This is a genomic window from uncultured Zhongshania sp., from assembly GCF_963975605.1.
GTDB classification, from domain to species: domain Bacteria; phylum Pseudomonadota; class Gammaproteobacteria; order Pseudomonadales; family Spongiibacteraceae; genus Spongiibacter; species Spongiibacter aquimaris.
Genome location: NZ_CAXBHN010000018.1, coordinates 17486 through 41492, shown reverse-complemented (window position 1 = coordinate 41492; position 24007 = coordinate 17486). Strand labels below are relative to the sequence as shown.

At 53.1% G+C, this 24007-nt stretch carries 17 protein-coding genes; 9 read left to right on the top strand and 8 right to left on the bottom strand.

The genetic code is table 11. The features are described 5' to 3' along the window. Positions 1 to 20 precede the first annotated feature (20 nt). Positions 21 to 1178, top strand: coding sequence for a PilT/PilU family type 4a pilus ATPase (locus AAC007_RS13790; protein ID WP_296436713.1), 1158 nt, complete (start codon positions 21 to 23; stop codon positions 1176 to 1178). 15 nt (positions 1179 to 1193) lie between these two features. Here the strand turns inward: AAC007_RS13790 and ruvX are convergent, their stop codons facing one another. The 4 genes from ruvX to gshB form a co-directional block, all read right to left on the bottom strand. Continuing rightward, positions 1194 to 1613, bottom strand: a complete 420-nt coding sequence (ruvX, locus tag AAC007_RS13785) for a Holliday junction resolvase RuvX (protein ID WP_295873722.1) — start codon at positions 1611 to 1613, stop codon at positions 1194 to 1196. Between the two features lie 16 nt (positions 1614 to 1629). Beyond that, a complete protein-coding gene (locus AAC007_RS13780; RefSeq protein WP_339677546.1) occupies positions 1630 to 2199 on the bottom strand; it encodes a YqgE/AlgH family protein in 570 nt (189 codons plus the stop codon). A gap of 61 nt (positions 2200 to 2260) precedes the next feature. Then, positions 2261 to 3145, bottom strand: a complete 885-nt coding sequence (locus tag AAC007_RS13775) for an energy transducer TonB (protein WP_339677544.1) — start codon at positions 3143 to 3145, stop codon at positions 2261 to 2263. Beyond that, positions 3145 to 4110 (bottom strand): glutathione synthase, encoded by a 966-nt coding sequence (gshB, locus tag AAC007_RS13770; protein WP_339677542.1) that lies wholly within the window; start codon positions 4108 to 4110, stop codon positions 3145 to 3147. The genes AAC007_RS13775 and gshB overlap by 1 nt, the downstream gene beginning before the upstream one ends. Before the next feature lie 244 nt (positions 4111 to 4354). On the opposite strand from gshB, the gene pilG reads away from it, so the two are divergent. The 6 genes from pilG to AAC007_RS13740 all read left to right on the top strand — a co-directional run bounded on the left by pilG (position 4355) and on the right by AAC007_RS13740 (position 13770). Beyond that, positions 4355 to 4747 (top strand): twitching motility response regulator PilG, encoded by a 393-nt coding sequence (pilG, locus tag AAC007_RS13765; protein WP_219043517.1) that lies wholly within the window; start codon positions 4355 to 4357, stop codon positions 4745 to 4747. Positions 4748 to 4849: 102 nt separating this feature from the next. Next, positions 4850 to 5212 carry a response regulator gene (locus AAC007_RS13760; RefSeq protein ID WP_219043518.1) on the top strand — a complete coding sequence of 121 codons (363 nt, stop codon included), beginning with the start codon at positions 4850 to 4852 and terminating at the stop codon, positions 5210 to 5212. 19 nt (positions 5213 to 5231) lie between these two features. Further along, positions 5232 to 5771, top strand: coding sequence for a chemotaxis protein CheW (locus AAC007_RS13755; protein ID WP_339677539.1), 540 nt, complete (start codon positions 5232 to 5234; stop codon positions 5769 to 5771). Between the two features lie 50 nt (positions 5772 to 5821). Beyond that, the gene (locus tag AAC007_RS13750) at positions 5822 to 7855 is read left to right on the top strand and encodes a methyl-accepting chemotaxis protein (protein WP_339677537.1); all 2034 of its coding nucleotides are present in this window, start codon (positions 5822 to 5824) and stop codon (positions 7853 to 7855) included. A gap of 114 nt (positions 7856 to 7969) precedes the next feature. Continuing rightward, positions 7970 to 13312 (top strand): Hpt domain-containing protein, encoded by a 5343-nt coding sequence (locus AAC007_RS13745; protein ID WP_339677535.1) that lies wholly within the window; start codon positions 7970 to 7972, stop codon positions 13310 to 13312. Beyond that, positions 13309 to 13770 carry a chemotaxis protein CheW gene (locus AAC007_RS13740; protein ID WP_339677533.1) on the top strand — a complete coding sequence of 154 codons (462 nt, stop codon included), beginning with the start codon at positions 13309 to 13311 and terminating at the stop codon, positions 13768 to 13770. The genes AAC007_RS13745 and AAC007_RS13740 overlap by 4 nt, the downstream gene beginning before the upstream one ends. Before the next feature lie 30 nt (positions 13771 to 13800). Here AAC007_RS13740 and AAC007_RS13735 read toward each other — a convergent pair whose 3' ends face one another. Both AAC007_RS13735 and argA read right to left on the bottom strand, forming a co-directional pair. Further along, on the bottom strand, positions 13801 to 14541 hold the full coding sequence (locus AAC007_RS13735; RefSeq protein ID WP_339677531.1) for a 16S rRNA (uracil(1498)-N(3))-methyltransferase: 741 nt from the start codon (positions 14539 to 14541) through the stop codon (positions 13801 to 13803). Position 14542: 1 nt separating this feature from the next. Next, entirely contained in the window at positions 14543 to 15853 is a 1311-nt protein-coding gene (gene argA / locus AAC007_RS13730) for an amino-acid N-acetyltransferase (protein WP_339677529.1), read from the bottom strand. A gap of 96 nt (positions 15854 to 15949) precedes the next feature. Between argA and AAC007_RS13725 the strand changes: the two genes are divergently transcribed. Both AAC007_RS13725 and AAC007_RS13720 read left to right on the top strand, forming a co-directional pair. Continuing rightward, the gene (locus tag AAC007_RS13725) at positions 15950 to 16843 is read left to right on the top strand and encodes a hypothetical protein (RefSeq protein WP_339677528.1); all 894 of its coding nucleotides are present in this window, start codon (positions 15950 to 15952) and stop codon (positions 16841 to 16843) included. A 115-nt stretch (positions 16844 to 16958) separates the two neighbouring features. Then, positions 16959 to 17615 carry a 2OG-Fe(II) oxygenase gene (locus tag AAC007_RS13720; RefSeq protein ID WP_339677527.1) on the top strand — a complete coding sequence of 219 codons (657 nt, stop codon included), beginning with the start codon at positions 16959 to 16961 and terminating at the stop codon, positions 17613 to 17615. A gap of 282 nt (positions 17616 to 17897) precedes the next feature. Here AAC007_RS13720 and AAC007_RS13715 read toward each other — a convergent pair whose 3' ends face one another. Together AAC007_RS13715 and AAC007_RS13710 are read right to left on the bottom strand one after the other, a co-directional pair. Beyond that, positions 17898 to 22142: an EAL domain-containing protein gene (locus AAC007_RS13715; RefSeq protein ID WP_339677525.1), complete on the bottom strand. Its 4245-nt coding sequence runs from the start codon at positions 22140 to 22142 to the stop codon at positions 17898 to 17900. 1053 nt (positions 22143 to 23195) lie between these two features. Continuing rightward, a complete protein-coding gene (locus AAC007_RS13710; protein ID WP_339677523.1) occupies positions 23196 to 23813 on the bottom strand; it encodes a class I SAM-dependent methyltransferase in 618 nt (205 codons plus the stop codon). Between the last annotated feature and the right edge of the window lie 194 nt (positions 23814 to 24007).

Here is a 24007-nt window from a genome sequence, read left to right as displayed (position 1 = left end):
TTGGGCTGAGGAGTTACACATTGGAAATTGAAAAATTACTGCGCATCATGCAAGAAAAGGGCGCGTCAGATTTGTTTATCTCTGCTGGCGTGGCGCCGTCGGTTAAGGTGAATGGCCAGTTGGTGCCATTGAGCAGCAATGCCCTTAGCCCGGAGCAAACCCGTGAAGTGGTGATGGGAGTAATGAACGATCAGCAGCGCCGCGAATTTGTGCGCGACAAAGAGTGTAATTTCGCCATTAGCGCGCGGGGTATTGGCCGCTTCCGAGTGAGCGCATTTTATCAGCGCAATTTGGTCGGTATGGTCTTGCGTCGCATTGAAACCAATATTCCGACCACTGATGAGTTGGGCTTGCCGGAACTGGTTAAAGAGCTGGCGATGACCAAGCGCGGCTTGATTATTTTTGTCGGTGCCACCGGCACGGGTAAGTCAACCTCGCTGGCGGCGATGATCGGCCATCGCAATGAAAATTCCCGAGGTCATATCATTACGGTAGAAGACCCCATTGAATTTGTGCACCAACATCGCGGCTGTATTGTTACCCAGCGCGAAGTCGGCATCGATACTGAATCTTTTGAAGTGGCCTTGAAGAACATGCTTCGTCAGGCTCCCGACGTGATCATGATCGGTGAGATTCGTACCCGCGAAGCCATGGAACAGGCGATCACCTTCGCTGAAACCGGACATTTATGTCTTTGCACCCTGCATGCGAACAATGCCAACCAAGCCTTGGACCGGATACTGCATTTTTTCCCCGCCGAGCGTCATCAGCAGCTGTGGATGGATTTGTCTCTAAACCTTAAAGCTATGGTTGCCCAGCAATTGATTCCAACCCGAGACGGACAGGGGCGACGAGCCTGTGTGGAAATACTATTAAATACGCCCTTGGCCTCAGACTTAATTCGCAAGGGCGATGTATCCGGTGTAAAGGACTTGATGAGGCAGTCTACCGAACTCGGCATGCAAACCTTTGATCAAGCGCTTTACGATTTGTATACGGTTGGCGAGATTACCTACGAAGACGCCATCGCTCATGCGGATTCTGCCAATGATTTGCGCTTGCTGATTAAACTGGGTGCCGACAATAACCCTGAGCAAATGCGGAAAATGGCGGGCGGTTTGACAATGCAGGAAGATGGCACTAAAAAACCGCCATCGCGGGGTATGACTCGCCGCTAGCAATAACGCTTATGACTAGCTGCGCATCCAGCTCTCTAGAATAATGGCTGCGCTGCGACTGTCTACCGATTGGTTTTTAAAGTCGCGGGAACCGGTATCGTCAATGATGTTGCCGCGGGCTTCAAAGCTGCTGAGTCGCTCATCGGCAAAATGAACCGCAATACCAAAGCGGCCGTGAATGCGGTTGCCGAATTTGCGCGCCCTATGGGACATCTCCGATACGCTGCCATCCATATTCAATGGCAGCCCAACCACCACCGCGTCTGGCTTCCATTCAGCGATGAGTTTGTCGATATCTTCCCAGCGCGGAATACCATCTTTGGCTTGCAGTGAGGGCTGGGGACTGGCGGTACCGGTTAGGGTTTGACCAATTGCACAACCTATCCAGCGCAGACCAAAGTCAAAGCTGAGCAGGGTTTGGGGAGCGTTGCTCATGGTGTTGCGCGCATCCTTAGGCGTGGCCGCTATCCGGCGCGATTTGTGAAAAATGGATGCCTAGGCTGGCGAGGGCGGCATCGACCTTGTTCTCTGCATCGACCTCAAACAAAACATGGTCGCTCGCCGGCACCGTTAGCCAGGTGTTGTCCTGCAATTCTTCTTCTAGCTGTCCTGCGTCCCAGCCGGCGTAACCCAAGGCGATCAGGCATTGGCTGGGGCCGCAATCACGCGCAATGGCGTCAAGAATATCCAGTGAGGTGGTCAGCGTAACGGTGTCTGTCACGTCGACGCTGGCGTCCCATTGTTTGCCATCGCGGGGATGCAGCACAAAGCCGCGGTCGGTGTGCACCGGTCCGCCTGCGTAAACGGGTTGCTGGTGGTTATAGATATGCCCGTCCAATTCGAGTTGTTCCAGAATTTCATCGACGTCCATATCCAGTGGGCGATTGATAATAATACCCATGGCGCCCTGTTCGTCATGCTCACAGAGATAGGTGATGCTATGGGTAAAAATACCGTCTTTGAGCGCGGGCAGTGCGATCAAAAAGTGATTTTTAAACGATGGGAAGGTGGCGTCGGTCATGACCCTAAGTATCGATGAAATTACAGTAAAAACAAGCTTGTTACGGATATTAAACGCGGATTTAGCCTTGGTTTGTCTTGAGTGATTGACGCTCAAAACGCCAAGTGCGAACGATGCCGAGGCGGTTTTTGCCGTCTAGCACGTCACTGGGAATGGCTTCATAAGGCGCTGCCAGGCGCACGATACGGTGAGCAGCTCGGTCTAATATCGGGTTGCCAGAGCTACTGAGTATGCGGACTTCATCAATTCGGCCGTCCGGCATGAGCATAAGCAGCAGCCTGAGTTCGCCCTCTATTCCTAGGCGGCGTGCCTCTTCAGGATAATTGGCGTTGCCAACCGTTTCGACGCGTTTTTCCCAGCGGTTTAAATAGAGCGCGTCGGGGGAGCCTTTAGTAGCCACTGAGGTAATGAACTTAGGTCGCGGCATGCGTGCGTAACTTTGGTTTAGGTTTTCGAGCTGTGCTTCAAGAGCCGAAATATTTTCACTGAGTTGGTTTTGTGCGTCGCTGCCGTCCCACTGCTGCTGTTGATGAAGCATTCGGGTTTGCTGCGGCTTAGTGCTGCGAGTGGCGTCACCGGTGGTGCTAAGTAGTGCGGAACCCGCCGTGTCTGGAACCGACTTGGCTAATTTTAGGGCCTCCTCTTCCTTGGCGGTATTGTCGTGGAAGGCACTTTCGCTGGTGGCGCTCAGTTCGGCCTTGTCTTTCAAGCTGCCACTGCCGATTTGGTCGTACTGGGCTAAATAGTCAGCGTTCTCGGGTGCATCTTTGCTTTGGTATTGCGCCAAGGTGATTTCTAGGTTTGGCAACTTAACACTCGGCTCGGGCGCCGTGAAGGTAATGCCCAATATGAGTGCGAGGTGCATTGCCGTGGCGACAACGATGATAAACCCCAGCCGTTCTGGCGGGGTGTGATCATCAGTCACGGGCAAAGTGGCTGCCGTCATTATGAACGATGTTTCCCGGCAGCAAGCTTGGCGGCGATACAGTCCATGAGCTGGCCGCCGATATCGGTGCCAAACTGAGTGTCGATTTCACGGATGCAGGTTGGGCTGGTGACGTTAATTTCTGTGAGCGAGTCGCCGATGACGTCTAAGCCAACAAACAGCAGGCCTTTTTCGCGGGCGACAGGGCCGACTTCGGCTGCGATGCGGCGGTCCGCGTCGCTAAGGGCTTGGGCTCGACCGGTGCCGCCCGCCGCTAAATTGCCGCGGGTTTCGCCTTTGGCCGGGATGCGGGCGAGGCAATATGGTACCGGTTCGCCATCTATCAGCAAGATCCGCTTATCGCCATCCCGAATTTCCGGCAGGTACACTTGGGCCATGATGGTAGTTTGGCCGTGATTGGTGAGGGTCTCTAAAATAACACCGACATTGGCATCATCCGGCTTTAGCCTGAATATCGAACTGCCACCCATGCCATCCAGAGGCTTCATGATCACGTCACCGTGTTCGGCGTGAAAAGCGCGCAAACGCGCCTGATCGCGGCTGACGAGGTGTACCGGGCCACACTGCGGGAACTGCAAAGCAAAGAGCTTTTCATTGCAGTCGCGCAGACTGCGGGGGCTGTTTACTACCCATACGCCCTGTGTTTCAGCTAATTCAAGGATGTGTGTGGCATAGAGAAATTCGTTGTCAAACGGCGGGTCTTTGCGCATTAAAATCACATCGAGATCGCCCAGTGCAATATCGACGCGGCTGTCTAGCTCGTAAAAATGTGCTGGGTCTTTGAAGACGCGCAAGGCCTGCACTGACGATCGAGCTTGTCCGCCGCTAACGTACAGGTCGGCGGTGGTCATGTAACTAATTTCCCAGTTGCGTTCCGCTGCAGCCCAAAGCATGGCGAGAGTTGAATCTTTTTTGTATGTAACGTGCTCAATCGGGTCCATTACGACGCCAAGGCGAATAGTCATTTTGTTACCTGTATCGAAAACTTTGTAATTAGGCTGTATTCTGAAGGCCAGCTGCGTTAATAATTAGCGGTGATAGAATACCGCAAAAACAGCGAAAGTTTGTCTATTCGAGCAATTTTGCTTTACTGACAGTATTGGATGATGGTGTCAGAGGTCTTTACGTGGTAAAAAAACCAACACACTGCGATGAGACATTGGATTGTTGGCGCATCAATATGCAACCTTCACAAGGTTATCAATTCTTATGGAAGTCAATTTTTCCGATTTGAAAGTTATGATTATCGACGATAGCAAAACTATTCGTCGTACCACTGAAACCCTATTGGCAAAAGAAGGTTGCACAGTTGTCACGGCCGTCGACGGCTTTGACGCCTTGGCGAAGATTGCCGATACTAAGCCGGATATTATCTTTGTTGATATTATGATGCCGCGCCTTGACGGCTATCAAACCTGCGCCTTGATTAAAAATAATACCGAATTCAAGTCTACGCCGGTAATTATGCTGTCCAGTAAGGATGGCTTATTCGACAAAGCTAAAGGCCGTATTGTTGGCTCAGATCAGTACCTGACTAAGCCTTTCAGTAAAGGTGAACTGCTTGAGGCCATTCAGAATCACGTGCATCTTACCCACGCTTGATTCGCGCATTTGCCCAGCCTAATAAAATGTAAAGCCGGTTTTGATGCCGGTGCAAGGTCGCTCTATGCGCCGCTGCTGCGGCGCTTTCGATGAGGAAATAACATGCCACGGGTTCTTATTATTGACGATTCACCGACTGAGATTTTTAAGATTTCAGAAATTCTAAGTAAGAATGGTTATGAAGTCCTTACAGCAGAAAGTGGTGAGTTGGGCTTGAATATTGCTAAGGAACAAATGCCCGACGTTGTTTTAATGGATATTGTTATGCCGGGCTTAAATGGTTTTCAGGCAACGCGGCAGTTGAGTCGCGACCCAGACACCAGCGGCATCCCAGTTATTATTGTCACCACCAAAGATCAAGAAACCGATCGCCTGTGGGGGCAGCGCCAGGGCGCTAAGGGCTATTTAACGAAACCAGTTGATAGCAAGGGGCTGCTCAACGCGATTGATGCGGTATTAAATTAGCCTAGCAACTGAGTGAGTTATGTCTAACACGCTGTCATTTGATTATTTGCAGGACCTGGACACTCGATTCCGTGCAGGTCTTGCGGCATTGCCGAGTGCTCGCGACAATCGTGCAATTACGTGGAGCGGTGTCGGTTTTCGTATCGGCAAACAGCACTGCGTGACGGCGATGGATGATATTGCTGAAGTGTTGACTGAGCCCGCGGCAACGCGTCTTCCGGGCGTAAAGCCTTGGGTCCGAGGTGTTGCCAATGTGCGGGGGCGCCTGCTTCCGCTGGTAGATTTAAGTGCATTTCTTGGCGAGCAGGGCACGCAAGATCAACGTCAGCGCCGCGTCTTGGTCATTGAAAAGGGTGAGATATATTTGGGCCTCATCGTCGATGACGTATTTGGCATGCAGCACTTTAATGCTGAGACCTTTCGTTTAGATAGCGAGCTGCAAGTTTCCACAATAGCGAACTATGTTCAAGGCTGCTACGAGCACGCAAAACGTCAGTGGGTCGTGTTCCGCCCTGTTCAATTAATAGAAGATGATAATTTTTATACCGTGGCAGCATAAGCTCGGAATGACACAAAATACCTAATATTTAGCACTGGGAGTTCGGGGAAATGAAAGCAGGTAATCAAGGCGCTCTAGCACGACTGCGAACCAGTCGAGTAGTGAGTGTACTCGTTTTAGTTATTCTGGCGGGCTTTATTGGCGTCGGACTAAATACCTTCATTATTCTGCGAGACGCGGATTATGATCAGAGCTACTTAGAGCTGACCAGTGAAATGCGTTTGTATGCTCAGCAGATAGCGAATACCTCAAGGGAGGCGGCGCTGGGTGATCAAGAAAGCTTTGACGCGCTAGCACGCGCACAGCGGAATTTTGAACAGGCGCGCAGCAAGTTAGTGGATGGTAGCAAAGGTCTGCCGTCGCCAGCTGCCATGCTCGGTACGGATATCGATCGTTTAAACGTGCTTTGGGCGCAGGTTAACAGTGCCTCAGACACTATTACGAGTAATAAAGAGCGCATTATCTTTTTATATCAAGTTGCCGAAACCTTGAATCAGCAGCTTCCCCAGCTGCAGGACAACAATAATAAAGTTGTCGATATCTTATTGAAAAACGGCGCATCGGCTAAGCAGGCGGCTATTGCACAGCGACAGTCTTGGCTGGCGGAGCGAATTGGTCGTCATGTCGACCGTATGATTGGCGGCGGTGAGGCTGCAACCCAGGCCGCAGAGCAATTTACTATTGATGCCAGCGAGTTTGCGACGGTCTTAAATGCCATGCTCAAAGGCAATAGTGCTATTGGCGTTGACCGAGTAACTCAGGGCCGAGCGCCACAAATACTGGCTGAGATCGCCATGTCTTTCCAGCAGTTAAGCGGCTCCATGGAAAGTATTTTCGAGGTCTCTCCCGAACTTTTAAAATCGTCTGAAGCGGCTATTTTGATTGCTGCCAAGGTGCCAGAACTTACCCAAGTAACAAGTAACTTGTCGTCGGCAATTGGCAAATTGTCTGAAAAGCGGCCACTGTCTTTAGCGAGCGCGCTGATCTTTGTTGGTGTGATATTGATTGGTCTCGGGGTCTTGGCGTGGCAATCGATGCGCAATACCCGGATGCGCCTGCGTGAAACAGCCGACGCCAATGAAAGAAACCAAACGGCAATCCTGCGTCTCCTCGACGAACTAGCCGATCTTGCAGATGGTGACCTTACGACCTCTGCCACGGTAACAGAAGATTTTACCGGCGCCATCGCCGACTCTATCAACTACACCATTGACCAGTTGCGGGTGCTGGTATCGCAGATTAACGAAACGGCGGTAGAGGTATCGTCTGCTGCGCAGAACTCCCAGTCCACGGCATTAACACTGGCTCAGGCATCGGAAAGTCAGGCCAAAGAGATTGCGGGCGCGTCGGCGGCAATTTCTGAAATGGCGCAAACCATCGATCGCGTATCGTCAAACGCCCGCGAATCAGCGGCGGTTGCACAGCGCTCGGTTGCCATCGCAAACACCGGCGCCGAAGTGGTACAGAACACCATCAAAGGCATGGACAATATTCGCGAGCAGATTCAAGAGACCTCCAAGCGTATTAAACGTCTGGGTGAGTCTTCACAGGAAATCGGCGACATCGTTTCTTTGATTAACGACATTGCTGACCAAACCAACATTCTGGCATTGAACGCGGCGATTCAGGCATCGATGGCGGGTGACGCTGGTCGAGGTTTCGCGGTTGTTGCGGACGAGGTTCAGCGGCTCGCAGAGCGCTCGTCGGGTGCAACCAAACAGATCGAAGCACTAGTAAAAACCATCCAGTCAGATACCAACGAAGCCGTTATCTCGATGGAGCAAACCACGTCTGAGGTGGTGCGCGGAGCGCGGCTTGCACAGGACGCGGGTACGGCCCTGACGGAAATCGAAACGGTATCGCAGGAACTGGCGGAGCTGATCCAAAACATCTCTAGCGCCGCTGCTGATCAGGCTGTCTCTGCTGGGCAAATATCATCAACGATGCAGGTTATTCAGCAAATTACCTCGCAAACATCGGCGGGCTCTACTGAGACGGCTAGGTCGATTGGTGCGCTGGCAGAAATGACCAATGACTTGCGTAGCTCGGTGGCAGGCTTCACGCTGCCGGAGCGACAATTCTGATTGCCGCTGCCGTCGTGTTTGTGACACGTAACAGTTATAGATATAGCGTCGTTGCCGGCTCGGCTGGTAATGCTGTGGATATCGCGATGGTATGGGAAGCTAGAGTCCAAGGACATGACTGATCGTCGAGACTATATTGCGCTAGATTGGGTCGCCGGAGAGATTTCCGACGCCTTAGCCCAATGTGTGCCGCTAATTGATGATTACATCCAAAATGGTCACAGCGCATCGTTAGATCGCGCCAGTATGCTGATGCATCAGGTGCAGGGCAGCTTGCGCATGATTGAGTTTAGCGGTGCCGCACTGTTAGTTGATGAAATGGAGCGTAGCGTCGCCGCCGTAAGTGGTGGTTTATGCACCGAGACTCGTCAGCGAGGTGTCCTTGAGGCGGTGCAAACTAGCGCAGATGAATTGCCGGCGTATTTACGGCGAGTAAAAGACAGTAAAAGCGCCTTACCCGCTTCGTTAATAATGATATTTAACGAGTTGCGTGCCGCAAATGATCAGCCTCTCTTGTCGTCGTTGCTGCTGTTTAATCCGCAGTTAGACTTGAATCCCGGGCCCTCGGACGATGACTCGAATTTGTCAGCGCAGACCTTTAACGAGCTTGCTGGCAAATTGCTAAAAATGTATCAAATCGCATTGCAAGCTTATGCGCGCGGCGATGGCGATAAGCAAAATTTGGTCTATCTCGGCAAAGTGTCGGGGCGCGCTGCCAAACTGTGTAGTGGACACGCACAGCAAGTATTGTGGTTATCTGCCCTGGCGTTAATCGAAGGTTTGCTTAATGAGTCAATTGCAAATCATGTCGCCGTTCGACATGTATTAAGTCGCTTAGGACTGGAGTTAAAAGTCCTTGTTAGCGATGGCTATGCGGCCGCGCAACGCGCCGTATCGCTGCCACTGCTAAAAGATATTCTGTTCTATATTGCCAGCAGCCCCGCCTCGTCGCGATATATTGAAAGTGAGCGTGAAAAGCATGGTTTGACTGGTGTGTTTGACGGCAGTTCTGAGTCGGCGGCTAACAGCGAGCACTTTATAGAGCGCGCGCGACAGGCAGTCGTTGCAGAGCTGATGCAGGCCGCCAGTGCCGTGACGGACAATGAACTACTGTATAGCCGATGCAAAGGCGTCGCCGATACCCTGGCAGTGCTCGGATGGGTCGAGTCACTGTATCCATTAAAAGCGATTATTGAACAGGTTGAGCGCGGGCTGGCCGGTCAACAAATGCAGGCGGTGGCAACCTCATTGCAACGTTTGGCTGAGCGACTGGCGGCGAACCCAGATTCTGCCCTGCTAGCCACAGAGCAAGAGAGTGAGGCAGACGCCGAGGCTTCTTTTGGCAAGGTGATCTCGCAAAGCCGTTCGGTATTGTTTGATGCCCAAGAGGCGATTATCGCCTATGTGTCTGAGCAGTGGCAGAGCGAGCATTTGCAACAAGTGCCTGATCAGTTACGGGATTTGGCGGGCCAGTTGAGCTCGGTGGGATTCGCTGCACCGGCACTAATATTAGAGAATTGCGCCGAATATCTTGCCAGCAATATTATCGCCCAACAGCTGGTGCCAGATTGGCAAAGCTTAGATGCCTTAGCTGACGCTCTGACCTCGGTAGACTATTACCTCGAGCGCAGCAGTAATGGACGTCAGTATGACGATGACGCTCTGCTAGCGGGAGCAGAGGCCTGCGTAGCGCGCTTGGGATACCCAGTTAGCGGAGGGGTAAGCGATAAAAATATATTGCATTGGCCGGGTGCTGGCGGCGATGAGCGCGAGTCTGGAGACGCTGCTGGTAAACGCATTGATCTAGACCCAGATATTGCCGATGTCTTCCTTGAAGAAGCTCAGGAAGTTTTGACGCTGCTGAAGGACACTCTGCCGATTTGGCATGAACGCTTGGATTCCGACGATTACCTAGCGGTGGTGCGCCGCGCATTCCACACGCTCAAAGGCAGTGGTCGAATGGTCGGCGCGACTCAAATGGGCGAGTTGGCCTGGTCGGTTGAGGCCATGTTAAACAAGGTGGTTGATAGTCATTTCGTAATGGATGACGCACGACTGCAATTGGTTGAAAACGTCACTGCTCTACTTCCCGATCTGATTGCGGCTTTAGCTGAGGGTCGTGAGCTGCCGGCATCATCAGTAGATGGCTTAATGACCTTCGCTGATGCCTTGGCGCAGGAGCAAATTCCCCAGTCTAACTCTAGCTCTGCCACTGACGAAGACGGCTTGACCGGTATCTTTATGGGCGAGGCTGACACGCATTTACGGGTGTTGGAAGCGTATGTTGAGGGGGTCGATAGCTATCCCGCGCAGCTCACCGATGAGGTGCAGCGCGCCTTGCACACCCTAAAAGGCTCATCAAAAATGGCAGAGGTGTGGCCCGTTGCCAACATCATTACGCCATTGGAGGGCTTGGTAAAAGAACTTCGTTCAATGCGGGTCGCGGCGGGCGAGAGCTTAGTCGCGCTGATTTCTGATGTGGTGCGTCAGGTGCGCCTCATGGTGACACAGCTGGCTGATACGCCGGTTTCATCGCTGCATACGCCAAAAACCTTGCTGTCCTCTATCAACGCTCTTTCTGTGCAGCTTATTCACGAAGCGGAGTTTGCCGCTGATCGCAGTGAGCACGGTGAAGTGTCAGCTGGCGCTCTCGATGCGTTTTTAGCTAACCATAGCGAAAGTGTTCAGGGCTTGCTCGATATTCTCGATGAGCAGGAGAATATCGCTGCGGCGACGCTAGTGGACTACGCGCAAACTATGGGTGTGTTTGCCCAGCGCGCTGAAGATATTAATTGCGAGCCAGTTGCGGAGCTGGGGCAGGCATTGCAGGTTTTACTTAGTCACGCCGAAGATCCCATACCCGCGCAGTTTGTTTCGCTGGTAAATGAAGCCTTAGAACAGCTGATGGATTATTTGAATCAGTTGGCTGCGGAACAGACCGTGGCGGAAAATAGCGATTTAATTGATCGCATTCGCAATGTCGATCTGAGCGGTTCGACATTTGTCACTGACAGCCAGGCAGTTGCTGACGATAGCGATATTGTTGAAATAGAACTTACTGAACCTGTTAGTGACGAGTCGGCAGATAACGTTGTCGTGGCGTCGACACCTGAGCCTGAAGACGATGATATTGATCTAGAAATATTAGAAATATTTCTAGAAGAAGCGGCGGATCTTTTAGAAAGCCTCGATGAGTCTATTCACCATTGGTCTGGTGCGCGGGATGAGGTGATTCATCTCGATAATATTCAGCGTTATTTGCACACCCTAAAAGGCGGTGCGCGTTTATCTGGCTTGCCTGCGGTCGGCGACTTGAGTCACAACTTTGAAACGGCGATTTCGATAGCGATAGTGCAGCGCAATACCGGCAGTGAAGAGTTTTTCAATCAAGTACAGCAGTATCAAGATCAGTTAGTAAATTGTATTGCGGCAATAGATGACCCAACGGCTGTGGCGCCGATAGACGACTTTGCCGAAAGCATCCCGGAGCATATTGAAAGCGTATCAACGGAGGTGGCAATTGCTCATGAGGAGCAAGCGCCACTGCCAGTATTTACGCCAAAAGGTGGCGATGTTGGCGATGTAAGTTCGCTGGCATCCTCTATGGCCCGCGCGACTCCTCAAGAAATGATAAAGGTACCGTCGCCACTGCTTGAGCGATTGATCAATTTGGCCGGTGAAACCTCAATTGCCCGCGGTCGTGTTGAGGAGCAGGTGAGCGAAATTCATTTCTCCCTGGAAGAAATGGAAATGACGGTTGAGCGTCTGCAGGGACAGGTGCGGCGCATGGATATTGAGACCGAAGCGCAAATTATTTTCCGCCAGGAGCAGGTTGAAAGTGAGGGCGCGGACGGTTTCGACCCACTGGAGTTTGACCGCTATTCGCAACTGCAGCAGTTGTCGCGCTCACTACTTGAATCGGCATCAGACCTTGTCGACTTGCGAGCGACCCTGTTGGAAAAGAGCCGTGACATGGAGACCCTGTTGGTTCAGCAGTCTCGCGTAAATACCGAGCTGCAGGAAGGCTTGATGCGCTCGCAGCTGGTTAATTTCTCGCGCATGGTACCGCGCCTGCGACGCGGTATTAGACAGATTGCTACTGAGCTGGATAAGCAGGTTGAATTTAACGTTTACAATGCCGATGGCGAGATGGACCGCCGAGTGTTGGAACGGATCATTCCTGCGCTGGAGCATATGCTCCGCAATGCTATAGATCACGGCATTGAATCACCTGAAATTCGCGCGGCGGCGGGCAAGCCTGCGGTGGGTGAAATTAATATGCGCTTTGATCGCCAAGGTGGTGATGTCGTGATTGTCATCAGCGACGATGGCGGCGGGATAAACTTGCAGGCGGTACGTCGTCGCGCCGAAGACTTGGGCTTAATTTCGGATGATGCAGAGCTCAGTGATCGACAGTTGCTGGAATACATTTTCCACGCGGGCTTCAGTACCGCAAAAAATGTAACTCAAATTTCTGGTCGCGGCGTTGGTATGGACGTGGTGCGCAGTGAGATAAAGCAGTTGGGTGGTGCAATAGATATTAGCACCGAAGTGGGTCGCGGCTCGCGCTTTGAAATCCGCTTGCCTTTCACCGTGTCGGTAAACCGCGCCTTGATGGTTAGTGTGGGCGGTGAAGTATTTGCCGTACCGCTTAATAATATTGAAGGTATTGTGCGGGTCAGTCCCTATGAACTTGATGTGTATTATCAAGAGGGCGGCCCGGATTTTGAATACGCTAATCAGCAATATAATTTGCGTTATATGGGTAATTTGCTCGACGCGAGTCGTGTCCCTCACCTTGAGGGTCAGATAGAGTCGCGGCCAGTATTATTGATCCGCAATGCCGAGCCGCCGACGGCGATTCAAGTTGACTCGCTGCTGGGTTCCCGCGAGGTCGTAGTAAAAACCCTTGGGCCACAGTTTGCGGCGGTGCCCGGGTTGTCGGGAGCCACCGTGCTGGGCGACGGCAGTGTGGTCGTTATTTTAGATATGTTAGCTAGTATTCGCGCTGATGTTGCCCGTCGCCTCGCGGGTAATCAGCGACAGCCGCAGCCTACCATTTCAAGGAAGAATACACGGTTGGTCATGGTAGTCGACGATTCGGTGACGGTAAGAAAAGTAACGTCAAGGTTGCTTGTCCGCCAGCATATGGAGGTTGCGCTAGCGCGGGACGGTTTGGACGCGGTTAATCAGCTGCAGGGCAGTGAGCGTTTGCCGGATGTTATTTTGCTCGATATTGAAATGCCGCGCATGGATGGCTTTGAGGTCGCGAGCAGGATACGCGGAAATCCGCGGATGAAAGATATTCCCATTATTATGATTAGCTCACGTACCGGGCAGAAGCATCGTCAGCGCGCGCATACCTTAGGTGTGCACAACTTCCTTGGTAAACCCTATCAGGAAATACAGTTACTTAAGGCGATTGATGAAGTGACGTCGAACTTGGTGGATGCATGAATACCACGCTAGAAAAGCCGTCTACTGTATCGGCAAATATTGTCCTGCCGTTAATGAGTGGTGGATTGCTGCTTCCAAACGCGAGCGTGGCCGAAGTCGTCCTGGCTGGGCAGCTGAGTTCAGCCGTGTCATCACCCTTCCTGCTTGGCTATATGGCGTGGCGCGAACAGGAAATTCCAATTATTAGCTTTGAAGGGTTGTTAAATGGCCGTTTACCGGAGGGTTTGGTATTGCGGCAAATGGCGGTCTTCAACGGTTTAAGTGATCGGCAGAAAATGCCGTATTTTGGTGTGGCCTTGAGCGGTGTGCCGCGCCTGGTGCGGTTGCGTGAGAGTGATATTACGCCATTAGATACCGACCCACATCCACTGCTTCACAGCCAAGTTAGGGCGGTAGAATTAAAGCTTATGATTCCAAACTGGGATGCGCTTGAGCAGGAAGTTCTTGCCGTTTTGTAGTCAGTTCAAAATTATAGTCCGTACCCACATCTAACCCCAACCCATATCTCCCCAGCGATGCTGCATAATACTTATAGCGGCAATGGGGGCCGTTTCGGTGCGCAGCACCCGCGGTCCCAATTGCAGTGCTTGGAAACCTTGTTTAATAGAGTACGTGATTTCGTCGTCGCTCAGCCCGCCTTCGGGGCCAACTAGCAGGGTGATGTGATTTGCGCGGCCGTCATCGACGCTAAGCTCCGCGTTTAAACTTGGGCACAGCACTAATTTGATTTGCTCGCCTAAGCTCGCGCACCAAGTATCTAAGCGGCATGCATCGCTTATCTCGACTAAGTTGTTGCGGCCACTTTGTTCGCAGGCACTGATCATAATTTGCTGCCAGTGACGCTGTTTTTTTCCTTGTCGTTCACCGCTCAGTTTTACGTCGCAGCGCTCGGTAAATAGCGGCGTAATTTTATTGACGCCGAGCTCGGTTGCTTTTTGAATTACCCAGTCAAAACGGTCGCCCTTAGATATGCCGATGGCGAGTTCAATATAAAGCGGTGAAGGTGGCGCGGAGCTAAGTACTTCGTCGCCAAGTTGACAGCGTAGCAATTTTTTTGCCGCTTCAATAATCGTTGCCGGATAAGCCGCGCCGTCACCATTAAATACAATTAAGTCTCGCCCAGCTCGCATACGCAGCACTTGCGAAACATAATGTGCAGCGCGCTCGTCCAGGGAAATAAGCTGGCCGACGGCCAGCTCTTGTTCCACGTATATTCTTGGTACGCGCATATTAATTTAGCGTCTTTATAAAGGCTTTAGACTTGCGCTGAAAATTATAGAGTTGCTTTTTAGCCGGTGGTAAGTCGTCTATTTGGCACTCTACATAGCCCTGTTCCTGGAACCAGTGCGCGGTTTGTGTGGTAAGCACAAACACCGAATCCAAGCCTTTTTTACGCGCCTCTTTTTCCAGTAATTCCAATAGGCGCTCGGCGCGATCTGCACCGCGATAATCTGGATGCGTCGCTACACAGGCGATCTCGCCGCTGCGTTGCTCGGGGTATGGGTAAAGCGAGGCGCACGCGACGACCATGCCGTCGCGAACAAGTATTTTAAAATGCTCGATTTCGTTTTCTAATAATTCCCGTGACCGTTTGAGCAATACGCCTTTTGCCTCTAAGGGCTCGATGATGGCGAGTAAGCCGCCCACATCATCGATACTGGCAGTCATAAACTGTTCATAATACTCTTGGGTGATGAGCGTGCCGGCGCCGTCGCGGCTAAACAACTCTTGAAGCAGGGCGCCATCCTCTTGGAATGAGATCATGTGGCAACGGTTGATACCAAGATCGCCGGCATCGACCACCGCTTGTACGACGCTATCGCTTTTTAATAATGGTTGCTGTTCTAGCTCCTGGTCGACGTCGCGGTATTCGCACTGGCGGATCAACTCTCCGGCGCTATTTAGCAGGCCGGAATCGGCGGTGAATAAAATTAATTTGTCGGCTTTTAAGGCCGCAGCGGTGTGCACGGCTACATCTTCTGCCGTGAGGTTGAAAATCTCCCCAGTTGGTGAATATCCCAGCGGTGATAACATCACGACGTGTTGGTGATTGAGCTGCTGCTGTAAAGCCTGGGCGTCGACTTTTCTGACCACGCCGGTGTGACGCAAATCAATACCATCCACCACGCCAATCGGGCGCGCGGTGACGTAGTTGCCGGAGCACACTCTGATAGCGGCGCCATGCATGGGTGAATTCGCCACACCCATCGACAGCAGTGCCTCGATATGGGCGCGCAAGGAGCCTGCGGCATCGGTAACACAGCGCAGCTCTATGTCGTCGGTGATACGCAGATCATTGTGGTAGCGACTTTCGATACCCGCGTCGCGCACCCGCTCTTCTATTTGCGGACGCGCGCCGTGAACTAAAACCAGTTTTACACCGAGGCTGTTTAGCAGGGCGACATCATGCACAATATTGGCAAAATTGGGGTGCGCAACGGCTTCGCCACCAAACATAATGACAAATGTTTTGCCACGGTGAGCGTTAATATAAGGTGCTGAGTTGCGAAACCATTTTACGTAATCGGTATGTTCTGACATGGCAGCGGTATATGTTATGAGTTTAAGCCCTCATTTTGTGTGTAATGTCATAGGCTTACAAGCCATTTTTATGCGCATTATGCGGAGTCGGGATTTGTGAGCGCAGATCAGCCAGAAATTGAAATCAGCGATGCCGAGGCGCAGTGGCAGGCCGCACTGCGTCAGGCGATTAGCGCGCATTTCGCTGCCGCTCACGCAAGGGTAGACGATGTGCACGCGCGTTATTTCAGCTCCATCTCAGCCGTTGCCTCCAGGCATTGGCAAAATAAAGCCGATGTGCCGGCAGATTTAATGAACATTCCGCGCGCGCTATGGCGTTTACTGCGCAGCCTCGGAAGACGAGGCCAGACAGTGCATAGAGCTCTGACCGGCAAAGAGCAGGCGATAGCCGATATATTGGCCGAGCAGGTGCTAGACCTACCTGCCTTGCAGGCGATGTTGTTTGAGCAGCTGCGTGCCCACCCGGATTACCAGCAAGGTGACATCGAACGCTTGCGCGAGGTCCTAGCACCTTACGACAGCGACGTCGCCGCCAAGCGCCTCCAGGCTGCCGTGGCGCAAATGGGTTTGCACCATGACAGCAGTCGAGATGTGTTGATGTTCTTAGGCGTCGGTCTATTAGGCCGGAGCGTGAGCGATAAAATTGCCTTTGGCAGCGCGTCGATGATTGGTATGTCGGCGGCAAGCACGGTGTATTTGAGTCAACAAAGTGCCTGGGCGGCGCTGTGGGCGGGCTGGTTTGGTGTGCCGGCGTGGGTAGCGGTTAGCGGCGCTATCGCCGGGTTCGCGGTGATGTTTTTGGCGACACCGGTATTGGCTCCTGTTATCGAAGTGGGTGTGAACCGTGCGCAGGGTCGTCGCCGTCTGCATAAATTAATAGATAAGGTTGAACGCGAAATGCGGCCGTCGGTATCGGCGCAGTTATGGCAGTACGGGAGTTATTTGCAGTTTATTCCGGATTTAGTCATGACCCTGCGCTATCTCCGATAAGTGCAGAGATTCGCAGGCGTATATTCGCTGCTAAATAATGCCGTTCTTAATAAAAATTAATTAGTGACAGCGCCGCGCTTAAGAGTAAATATGCAGTTTTTTCGGGGGCTGCATAGTGGAAGCTGAAGTACTCTTATCTGAGCTGGATACAGAGCGAGTTTTTGATCAGATCGCCGATGCTTTAACCGAAAAAGGCTATGTCGTTATACCGGCGGCCCTACCTATTGCGATGAGCGACGCGCTTTTTGCTCGCATAGCCAGTTTTGAGGACGAGGTATTTAAACCCGCGGGCGTTGGTCGCGCTGGGGAGTTCCAGTTAAACCCCTTTGTCCGCAATGACGAAATCCGCTGGCTAGCAGCAAGCGATGAGGTTGAGGCGAGTTATCTGGCGTGGATGGAAAAATTGCGCACGGGATTGAATTGTCGCCTCTTCATGGGCTTATTCGATTACGAGTGCCATTTTGCCCGCTACGTCCCCGGCGCTTTTTATAAAAAGCATTTAGATGCCTTCAAAGGCCGCACAAACCGTGTGCTCTCGACCGTATTCTATTTAAACCCGAATTGGGCTTTGGCCGATGGCGGGCATCTAGTGATGTTTGAAGATGATGTTGAGCCCATCGCAAAAATATCGCCTTTAATGGGCACCCTGGTGGTCTTCCTGAGCGACCGCTTCCCCCACGAAGTAACTACCGCAAGTCGCCTGCGATACAGTATTGCGGGTTGGTTTCGGGTAAACGCCACACTTGGGGCGCATATTGATCCACCGCAATAGTGATGATCGTTCTGATAGATACCAGCAAGCTACCGTCGATGATTGAGTGAGAGTGGCCGGAACTGCCAGAGCCCGCTTACACTTATTTGATTACTCCTGTTGATATTAAAATGCCCGCAATCTAGCGGGCCCCGCCGGGACGCGAGGAGAGAAGGTTGGTCACGCCAAATGAAATAAAGCAGGCCCCGCGCAGCGAGTGCATTAGGCACTATGCCTTCGAGACAACGCATCGCAATCAACCGCCTAGGACTGACTGCACACGGTAATCATGTTGAAGGAGCGCTAGTGCTTCGAATGTGTTGCCAACCACGCTTCCAGTTGGGGCGGGCTTAGCGGCTTTGCAAAGTAGTAGCCTTGGCCTTCCATACAGTCAATGGATTTAAGAAAGGTCAACTGGGCTTCGGTTTCAATACCTTCGGCGATGGTTTGCATGCCCAGGCTATTACCCAGGTTGACTATCGCTTGGGCGATGGCGGCACTGTCTCTGTCCTCTGGCAGTGTGCGGATAAATGACTGGTCTATCTTCAGGCGATGAGCGTGGAACTGGCGAAGGTAACCCATATTGGAATAGCCGGTGCCAAAATCATCAATGGCCAGCTTGATACCCAGAGCTCGCAGCTCCTCCAGCTTTAGCAGTACCTGATCGATGCCTGTCATCAACAGACTTTCGGTAATTTCCAGTTCCAGCCTGGCGGCCGCCAGCCCGCTGGCTTTGAGGGTCTGACGTACGGTATCGACAAAGGACTCCTGCCGAAACTGCAGCGCGGAAACGTTGACCGAGATCACAACATCGGTAATGCCCGCCACTTGCCATTGCACGGCTTGCCGGCACGCTTCACCCAGTATCCAGGTTCCGAGTTCGATAATCAGGCCGCTGGCTTCCGCCAGGGGAATAAAACGATCGGGGGGGACCAGGCCAAAGTCGGGATGCTGCCAACGGGCCAGCGCTTCCACGCCGATCAGTTTTTCGTCTTCCAGGCGACACTGGGGTTGATACACCAGAAATAGCTCGCCCCGCATTACTGCCCCTCGCAGCGCCTTTTCAAGCTCTAATTGCTGTCTTTGGTCAGCTTCCATTTCATCAGAATAGAATTGGTAGCGATTGCGGCCCAGTTGCTTGGCGCTGGCCATGGCGGTATTGGCTCGCCGGGTCAGGTTGGCGCTGTCGTTACTGTCACCTGGGTACATGGCTATACCAACCGAGACGGTGATAAGCAGGTCATGATTCTCGATATGGTAGGGGCGGGCCAGATGGCGGGTCAGGGTGTTGGCAAAGCGCCCCGCCTGTTCAGCGTTTGCGAGCTCTCCCAGTACCAGCATAAACTCGTCGCCGCCGACGCGGCAGGCCAAGTCACTGTCGGGTAACACCCGCAAGATGCGCGACGCCACTGCTTTCAGGAGCTGGTCGCCAAGGGTATGGCCAAGGCTGTCATTGATCACTTTGAAGCGGTCGATATCAATAAATATTACCGCAACTTTACGAGCGCTATGTCGGGCCTCGGCGATGCTCAGGTCGATTCTGGCATCCACTAAACCGCGATTTGGCAGGTCGGTCAGGGGGTCGTGACTGGCGCTGTGCTCAATGCGGCGCTGATATTCTTTCTGCTCGGTGATATCTCGATAAATAACGATGTAGCGTACTTCCCCTTCGTTGACCGCTCGGGTGGCGCTGAGCCAGGCGGGGAAGGACTCGCCATTCTTGCGACGCTGCCAAATTTCTCCGTCCCAGCGGCCGCTGTTTTGCAGCAGCGACAACATTTGGGTGCCCAGACTGGTATCTTCCCGACCGGTAAAGAGCTCGTTTGGTCTCTCGCCCACGAGCTCTTCCGCGCTGTAGCCGGTAATCTCACTGAAGGCGCGGTTGACCATGGTGATCCTGAGATCCGCGTCACAGATATACATGCCCTCGTGGCTGGATTCGATCACCTGGGCGTTGAGTAGTGATTGGGCCTCGGACTCGGCTTTGGTCCGTTCCAATTCCCGCATGTCCAGGCCATAAGCCAAATCGGCGGTGAGCTCTTCCAGTAAGGCAATCAGGCTTTCTTTAAAATAGTCGCGCTGCTTGGAGTAAAAGGCAATTTCCCCCCAGATGCCATTGCGGCATTTGATCGGGCAGACCAGAGCCGCTTGCAATTGCCAACGGCGGGCCGCCTCGTGCCAGGGCTTAGTACTGGGGTCGTGGTAGAAATCGTTGACTACCACGACGTGGCCCAGCCGTATTGCCTTGCCCACCGGGCCCTGTCCGTTGTCGTGCTCGGGGTCGGCGCTGACAAGGAGTTGGTCCATATACCCTGCTGCCGGCCCCGCGCTGGCGAGGGGGCTAATACTGTGGCCGTCAGCCTCCAGCTTGCCTACCCAGACCAGTTCCAATTCGCCGTGCTGCATGGCGATCTCACAGGCTTGGTTGAGGATGTTCTGGGACTCGCTGTTGCGCATGATGCTGGCGTTCATATTACTCAGTGCAGCGTAGTAGCGGTTGAGTTGTCGCAGCTCCAGCTCTGCTAACTTCCTCTCGGTAATGGTTTCATGGGTGATTACCAGTCGTAGCGGCCCATCGCCGGGGAAGCGCTTACCCTGCACGATGAACCAGCGTTGTAGCTCGGGGGAATGGCAGGGGTACTCAAATTCGAAGCGGTCTATGCTGCCGTCGCGCAGAGCCAATAACTTTTCCAGCAACAACTGCCCCTGGGGCTCGCCGTGTTCGGCGGCGCGGCGACAGACCGCGGCATAATCACTGCCCGATCCAGTGGTCTTGGGGTCGCCGCCGTTGGCCCGGGCGAAATCCCGCCAGGCGGCGTTGGTGGCGACGATGTGGAAGGTCTCGTCCAGCACGGCAATGTTCAACGCCAGTGCATCGATGGTGGCAAAGGCAAAGCGTTGCGATTCCCGAAGTTGGGCCGCCATCTCCTCCCGGTGAGTGACATCGTAGGCCAGCACCATTTCCGCGTCATAGTCCTGGAAGCGCAGCGGATGACCGGATATCTCTGCCGTCAGTAGGCTGCCATCGCGGCGCTGGTGTTGCCAGAGGCCGGCGCGATCGATGCCCTCACTGGGCTGCGTGGCGAGATAGTCTTCTAACTTTGTACGTTCTTCAGTGGGGCGGATATCACTGATTTGCATACCTAGGAACTGCTCCCTGGAGTAGCCGTATTGCTGCAGGGCGGCATCGTTGACGGCCAGAAAGCGGAGGCTGTGGCGATCGTAGACCCACATGGGGTGGGGATTGGCCTCGAACATTTCAAAGTACACGGCCTGTTGCTGGCGCAGTTCCATTTCGTGTTGTTGGCTGCGTGCCAACAGCGACAGTTGATGGGATCGACGCTGCTGTTGCCAGAGAATGAGCAGGATGATGCCAATCACCAACTGGCCGCCGAACAGCAGGCCGCCGACCCAGGCGGACAGTACGCGCAGGGGGCGTAGTGATTCGTCCCGATCCACTTTGGCGATAACGGCGTAGTCGCTGTCCTTCAAGGCCCGGTAACTGGCCAGGACATCCTGACCCCGGTGGTCCTTCGCCCGGAGTTGGCCATGGCGCTTTCGCTGCAGATCAATTGCACCGGCCAGTGGGTTGACGCCGTTGATAACAGCGGATTTTGAGTCACCCGATATATCGCTGCCTGGACCCGGATAGCTCAGAGCATCTTGGCGACCAGGACGAAAAATTTGCGTTTCGCCGCTGGCGTGGTACCCAGGCCAGATTGGCATAAGGGATCTCAACAAACGCTCGGGGTCGCTGCGAAGCAATAGAAAGTGCTCTACTTGAGCCCTTTCTCCAGGCATGACCAGCGGCGCCACCAGATCCTGATAGCTGCCTGCGCTATCGTTCAGGGTAAGATGTCCCGCGATTCCTCGGCTGATGCTGGCCTGTTCAATCAGTGCCAATGTGCTGGATGGCAAGTCTATATCCAGGCCGACCGATGCCAGAGGCTGGCCATTGCGATCCAGTATCATGGCCCCGCGGTAGTTGTCGGCATGAAGTATCGACTCCAGGCGATTTTCGATATAGCGCCGGTGAGAATCGTTGTCGGCTGACTCGGTGGTGAGTTGCAGTGCACTGCTGACTAGGCTGCTGCTGTCGGCCAGGCTGGTAATGTCCCTTAACCTTTCTTCGCGCCACAAGTCGATTTGGCCGGCCTTGAGGCTGGCAATAGCGTCCAGTTCTACGTAGAGCTTCATCTCCAGGTGGGGAGAGTAGAAACGCAGAATACCGTAGCCCACGGCGGGAGGAATCAGTATTGTCAGCACGGTGATAATCAGCAGCGGCGACCGCGGCCTTTTGTTGGGTAGGTTCAGATCCGGGCTAGAAGGGCGCTGGCGCAACACTAGATACAGTCCGGCGCTGGTCGCGGCGACAAATAACAATCCTTTGGCCAGCTCCAGATGAGCGATCGAGGTGGGGTCACTGACGGCGTAGGCCAGCATTTTTCCAGACAGCAGAATCCATAGTCCCGCGGTAACCGCATACAAGCCTGCATATATCGCTGGGTTTCGGGTGTTGTTGTTGCCTTTGCCTTCGTTGTGGTTCACAAATACATCCGGTGGTGGCGTGAGTGCTGTGCCGCTTGTCTCAGGCCGCTGCGCAAGACGTTCCCTAGAAAGGGGACGGTGTACGATGATACCTCTCAGTGCCCCTGGGAATCTCTGAAAAATTGGGTGATACCGAAAAAAAAAGTCGCTTGTGGAATTGTAGTACAGATTCAGCTTGTGTCGAGCCGGGCTCACTTTAGGGGCTGTTCACACTAATTCGATTATCACTGCTGGCGGTCATTTTTGCTTCCAGCTAGCGGAGCGCCGCCCGGACGGCAGTCGCGCCGTTTAGTCATTCTAAACAAGTGACTGAGAGCCTGCCCCAAGCGTAGCGAATGCTTTGGGTACAACAACGCTGGGGACAAAAATGGCATCAGCCCTCCGCGTTGCTCGTCATTTATCTGCGGAACTCGCCTTCGGCCCAGATAATACTCGCTAAAAACATCCCATTGAATTTCCGCGATGCTCGGTGAGTTAAAATGCGGGACAAAGAGCGGTGCCATGTTCTGGTATTAACTTAAAGAGAGCAAAACAGAACCACGGGACTTTCAGCCAGCGCCCAAAGTCCCTTCAGCACCGTTAAGCATTGCAGCGAGTAACGGGTTAAAGCGGGAAACTTTCTGAGTCGAAGACGAGTTTTTTCCGGGGACACGCTGCCCGCGTCGTTACTTGCGAAGCGCGGAGGACAAAACGGCAGGATAGCCGTTGCCGAGAGGCAGGAAGCCTCGATTTACATCGATGGCGTTTTTTGCCGTCGACGGTGATGCAGGGTGCCTTTCTTTTTTGCTTACTTTATTTTTGGCCCAAGCAAAAAGACAAAGTTTTCTATTTGATCGCCGCCTTTTCGCGACCCGAAGGTTGAGGCACGTGGTGCCGAATAAAGTAAGTCGCCCGGTTGGTCGAAAACAAGGCTTGCGGATATCTACTGCAATAAGCCCAAGATCGGATGTCGAACAAAAACAATCGCTGCGCTTCATCTGGATACCCGATCGGTGTCAGGTATGACGGCATACCACAACAAATTAACGGCGATTATGCCTAGGCATTCTAGCTCTAAACCCGCCTTAACAAGCCAAGCGTATTCACCCGCGCAATGGGTTCAAACAGCCCAGACGCTAATGCCATTTTGTAAATGGCATAGGGTGCTTGGCCGCCTTCTTCTGGCGCGGGAAATAGATCGTGAATGGCGAGTATGCCACCGGTGATAATTTTGCCCGCCCAGCAGCGGTAGTCGCACAGTGCGGCATCAAGGCTGTGACCACCGTCGATAAAGACCATGGCGAGGGGTGTGTGCCAGTGTCGCGCGCTGACTTCTGATGTCGCCACGATGGGAACGACGGTGTCATCTAATCCGGCCAGGCGAATATTGCGCCGAAAGTCTTTGAAGGTATCGAAGCGCCCTTCACCGGCATCATACAGGTCTGGGTCGTGAAACATTTCGCCGAGCTGGTGTTCTTCTGAACCGACATGGTGATCGACCGCATACACCACGCTGTTTTTTTGCTGACAGGCCAAGCCCAGGTAAATGGTTGATTTGCCGCAGTAGCTACCTACTTCCAGAACTGGGCCCCGCTCTGCCACGGACAGTGCGTACTCGTGAAGGGCGTGTGCCTCGTCGTCGGCCAAAAAGCCCTTAACGTCATTAATGTGGGCGGGCAGGGTAATAGTCATCGTTTTTGCTACCGTATAAATCTGAGCGGGAACAGTAGCCAACTTATGTCGTGGCGGCAACTTACCAAATTGTCAGCTTTCAGTCGCACGCGAGGGTGGCGGTATGAAAATTGGTTGATGTTGACACTGGTGTAGAGAAATCAATGCTGCGTATACTATTGGGCTATTCAGAATAATACCTAACGGGATGAACG

Coding starts and splice junctions, on each gene's coding strand:
- ruvX (WP_295873722.1), bottom strand. CDS start 1,613: ATGAGCAACGCTCCCCAAACCCTGCTCAGCTTTGACTTTGGTCTGCGC.
- AAC007_RS13780 (WP_339677546.1), bottom strand. CDS start 2,199: ATGACCGACGCCACCTTCCCATCGTTTAAAAATCACTTTTTGATCGCA.
- AAC007_RS13775 (WP_339677544.1), bottom strand. CDS start 3,145: ATGACGGCAGCCACTTTGCCCGTGACTGATGATCACACCCCGCCAGAA.
- gshB (WP_339677542.1), bottom strand. CDS start 4,110: ATGACTATTCGCCTTGGCGTCGTAATGGACCCGATTGAGCACGTTACA.
- pilG (WP_219043517.1), top strand. CDS start 4,355: ATGGAAGTCAATTTTTCCGATTTGAAAGTTATGATTATCGACGATAGC.
- AAC007_RS13760 (WP_219043518.1), top strand. CDS start 4,850: ATGCCACGGGTTCTTATTATTGACGATTCACCGACTGAGATTTTTAAG.
- AAC007_RS13755 (WP_339677539.1), top strand. CDS start 5,232: ATGTCTAACACGCTGTCATTTGATTATTTGCAGGACCTGGACACTCGA.
- AAC007_RS13750 (WP_339677537.1), top strand. CDS start 5,822: ATGAAAGCAGGTAATCAAGGCGCTCTAGCACGACTGCGAACCAGTCGA.
- AAC007_RS13745 (WP_339677535.1), top strand. CDS start 7,970: ATGACTGATCGTCGAGACTATATTGCGCTAGATTGGGTCGCCGGAGAG.
- AAC007_RS13740 (WP_339677533.1), top strand. CDS start 13,309: ATGAATACCACGCTAGAAAAGCCGTCTACTGTATCGGCAAATATTGTC.
- AAC007_RS13735 (WP_339677531.1), bottom strand. CDS start 14,541: ATGCGCGTACCAAGAATATACGTGGAACAAGAGCTGGCCGTCGGCCAG.
- argA (WP_339677529.1), bottom strand. CDS start 15,853: ATGTCAGAACATACCGATTACGTAAAATGGTTTCGCAACTCAGCACCT.
- AAC007_RS13710 (WP_339677523.1), bottom strand. CDS start 23,813: ATGACTATTACCCTGCCCGCCCACATTAATGACGTTAAGGGCTTTTTG.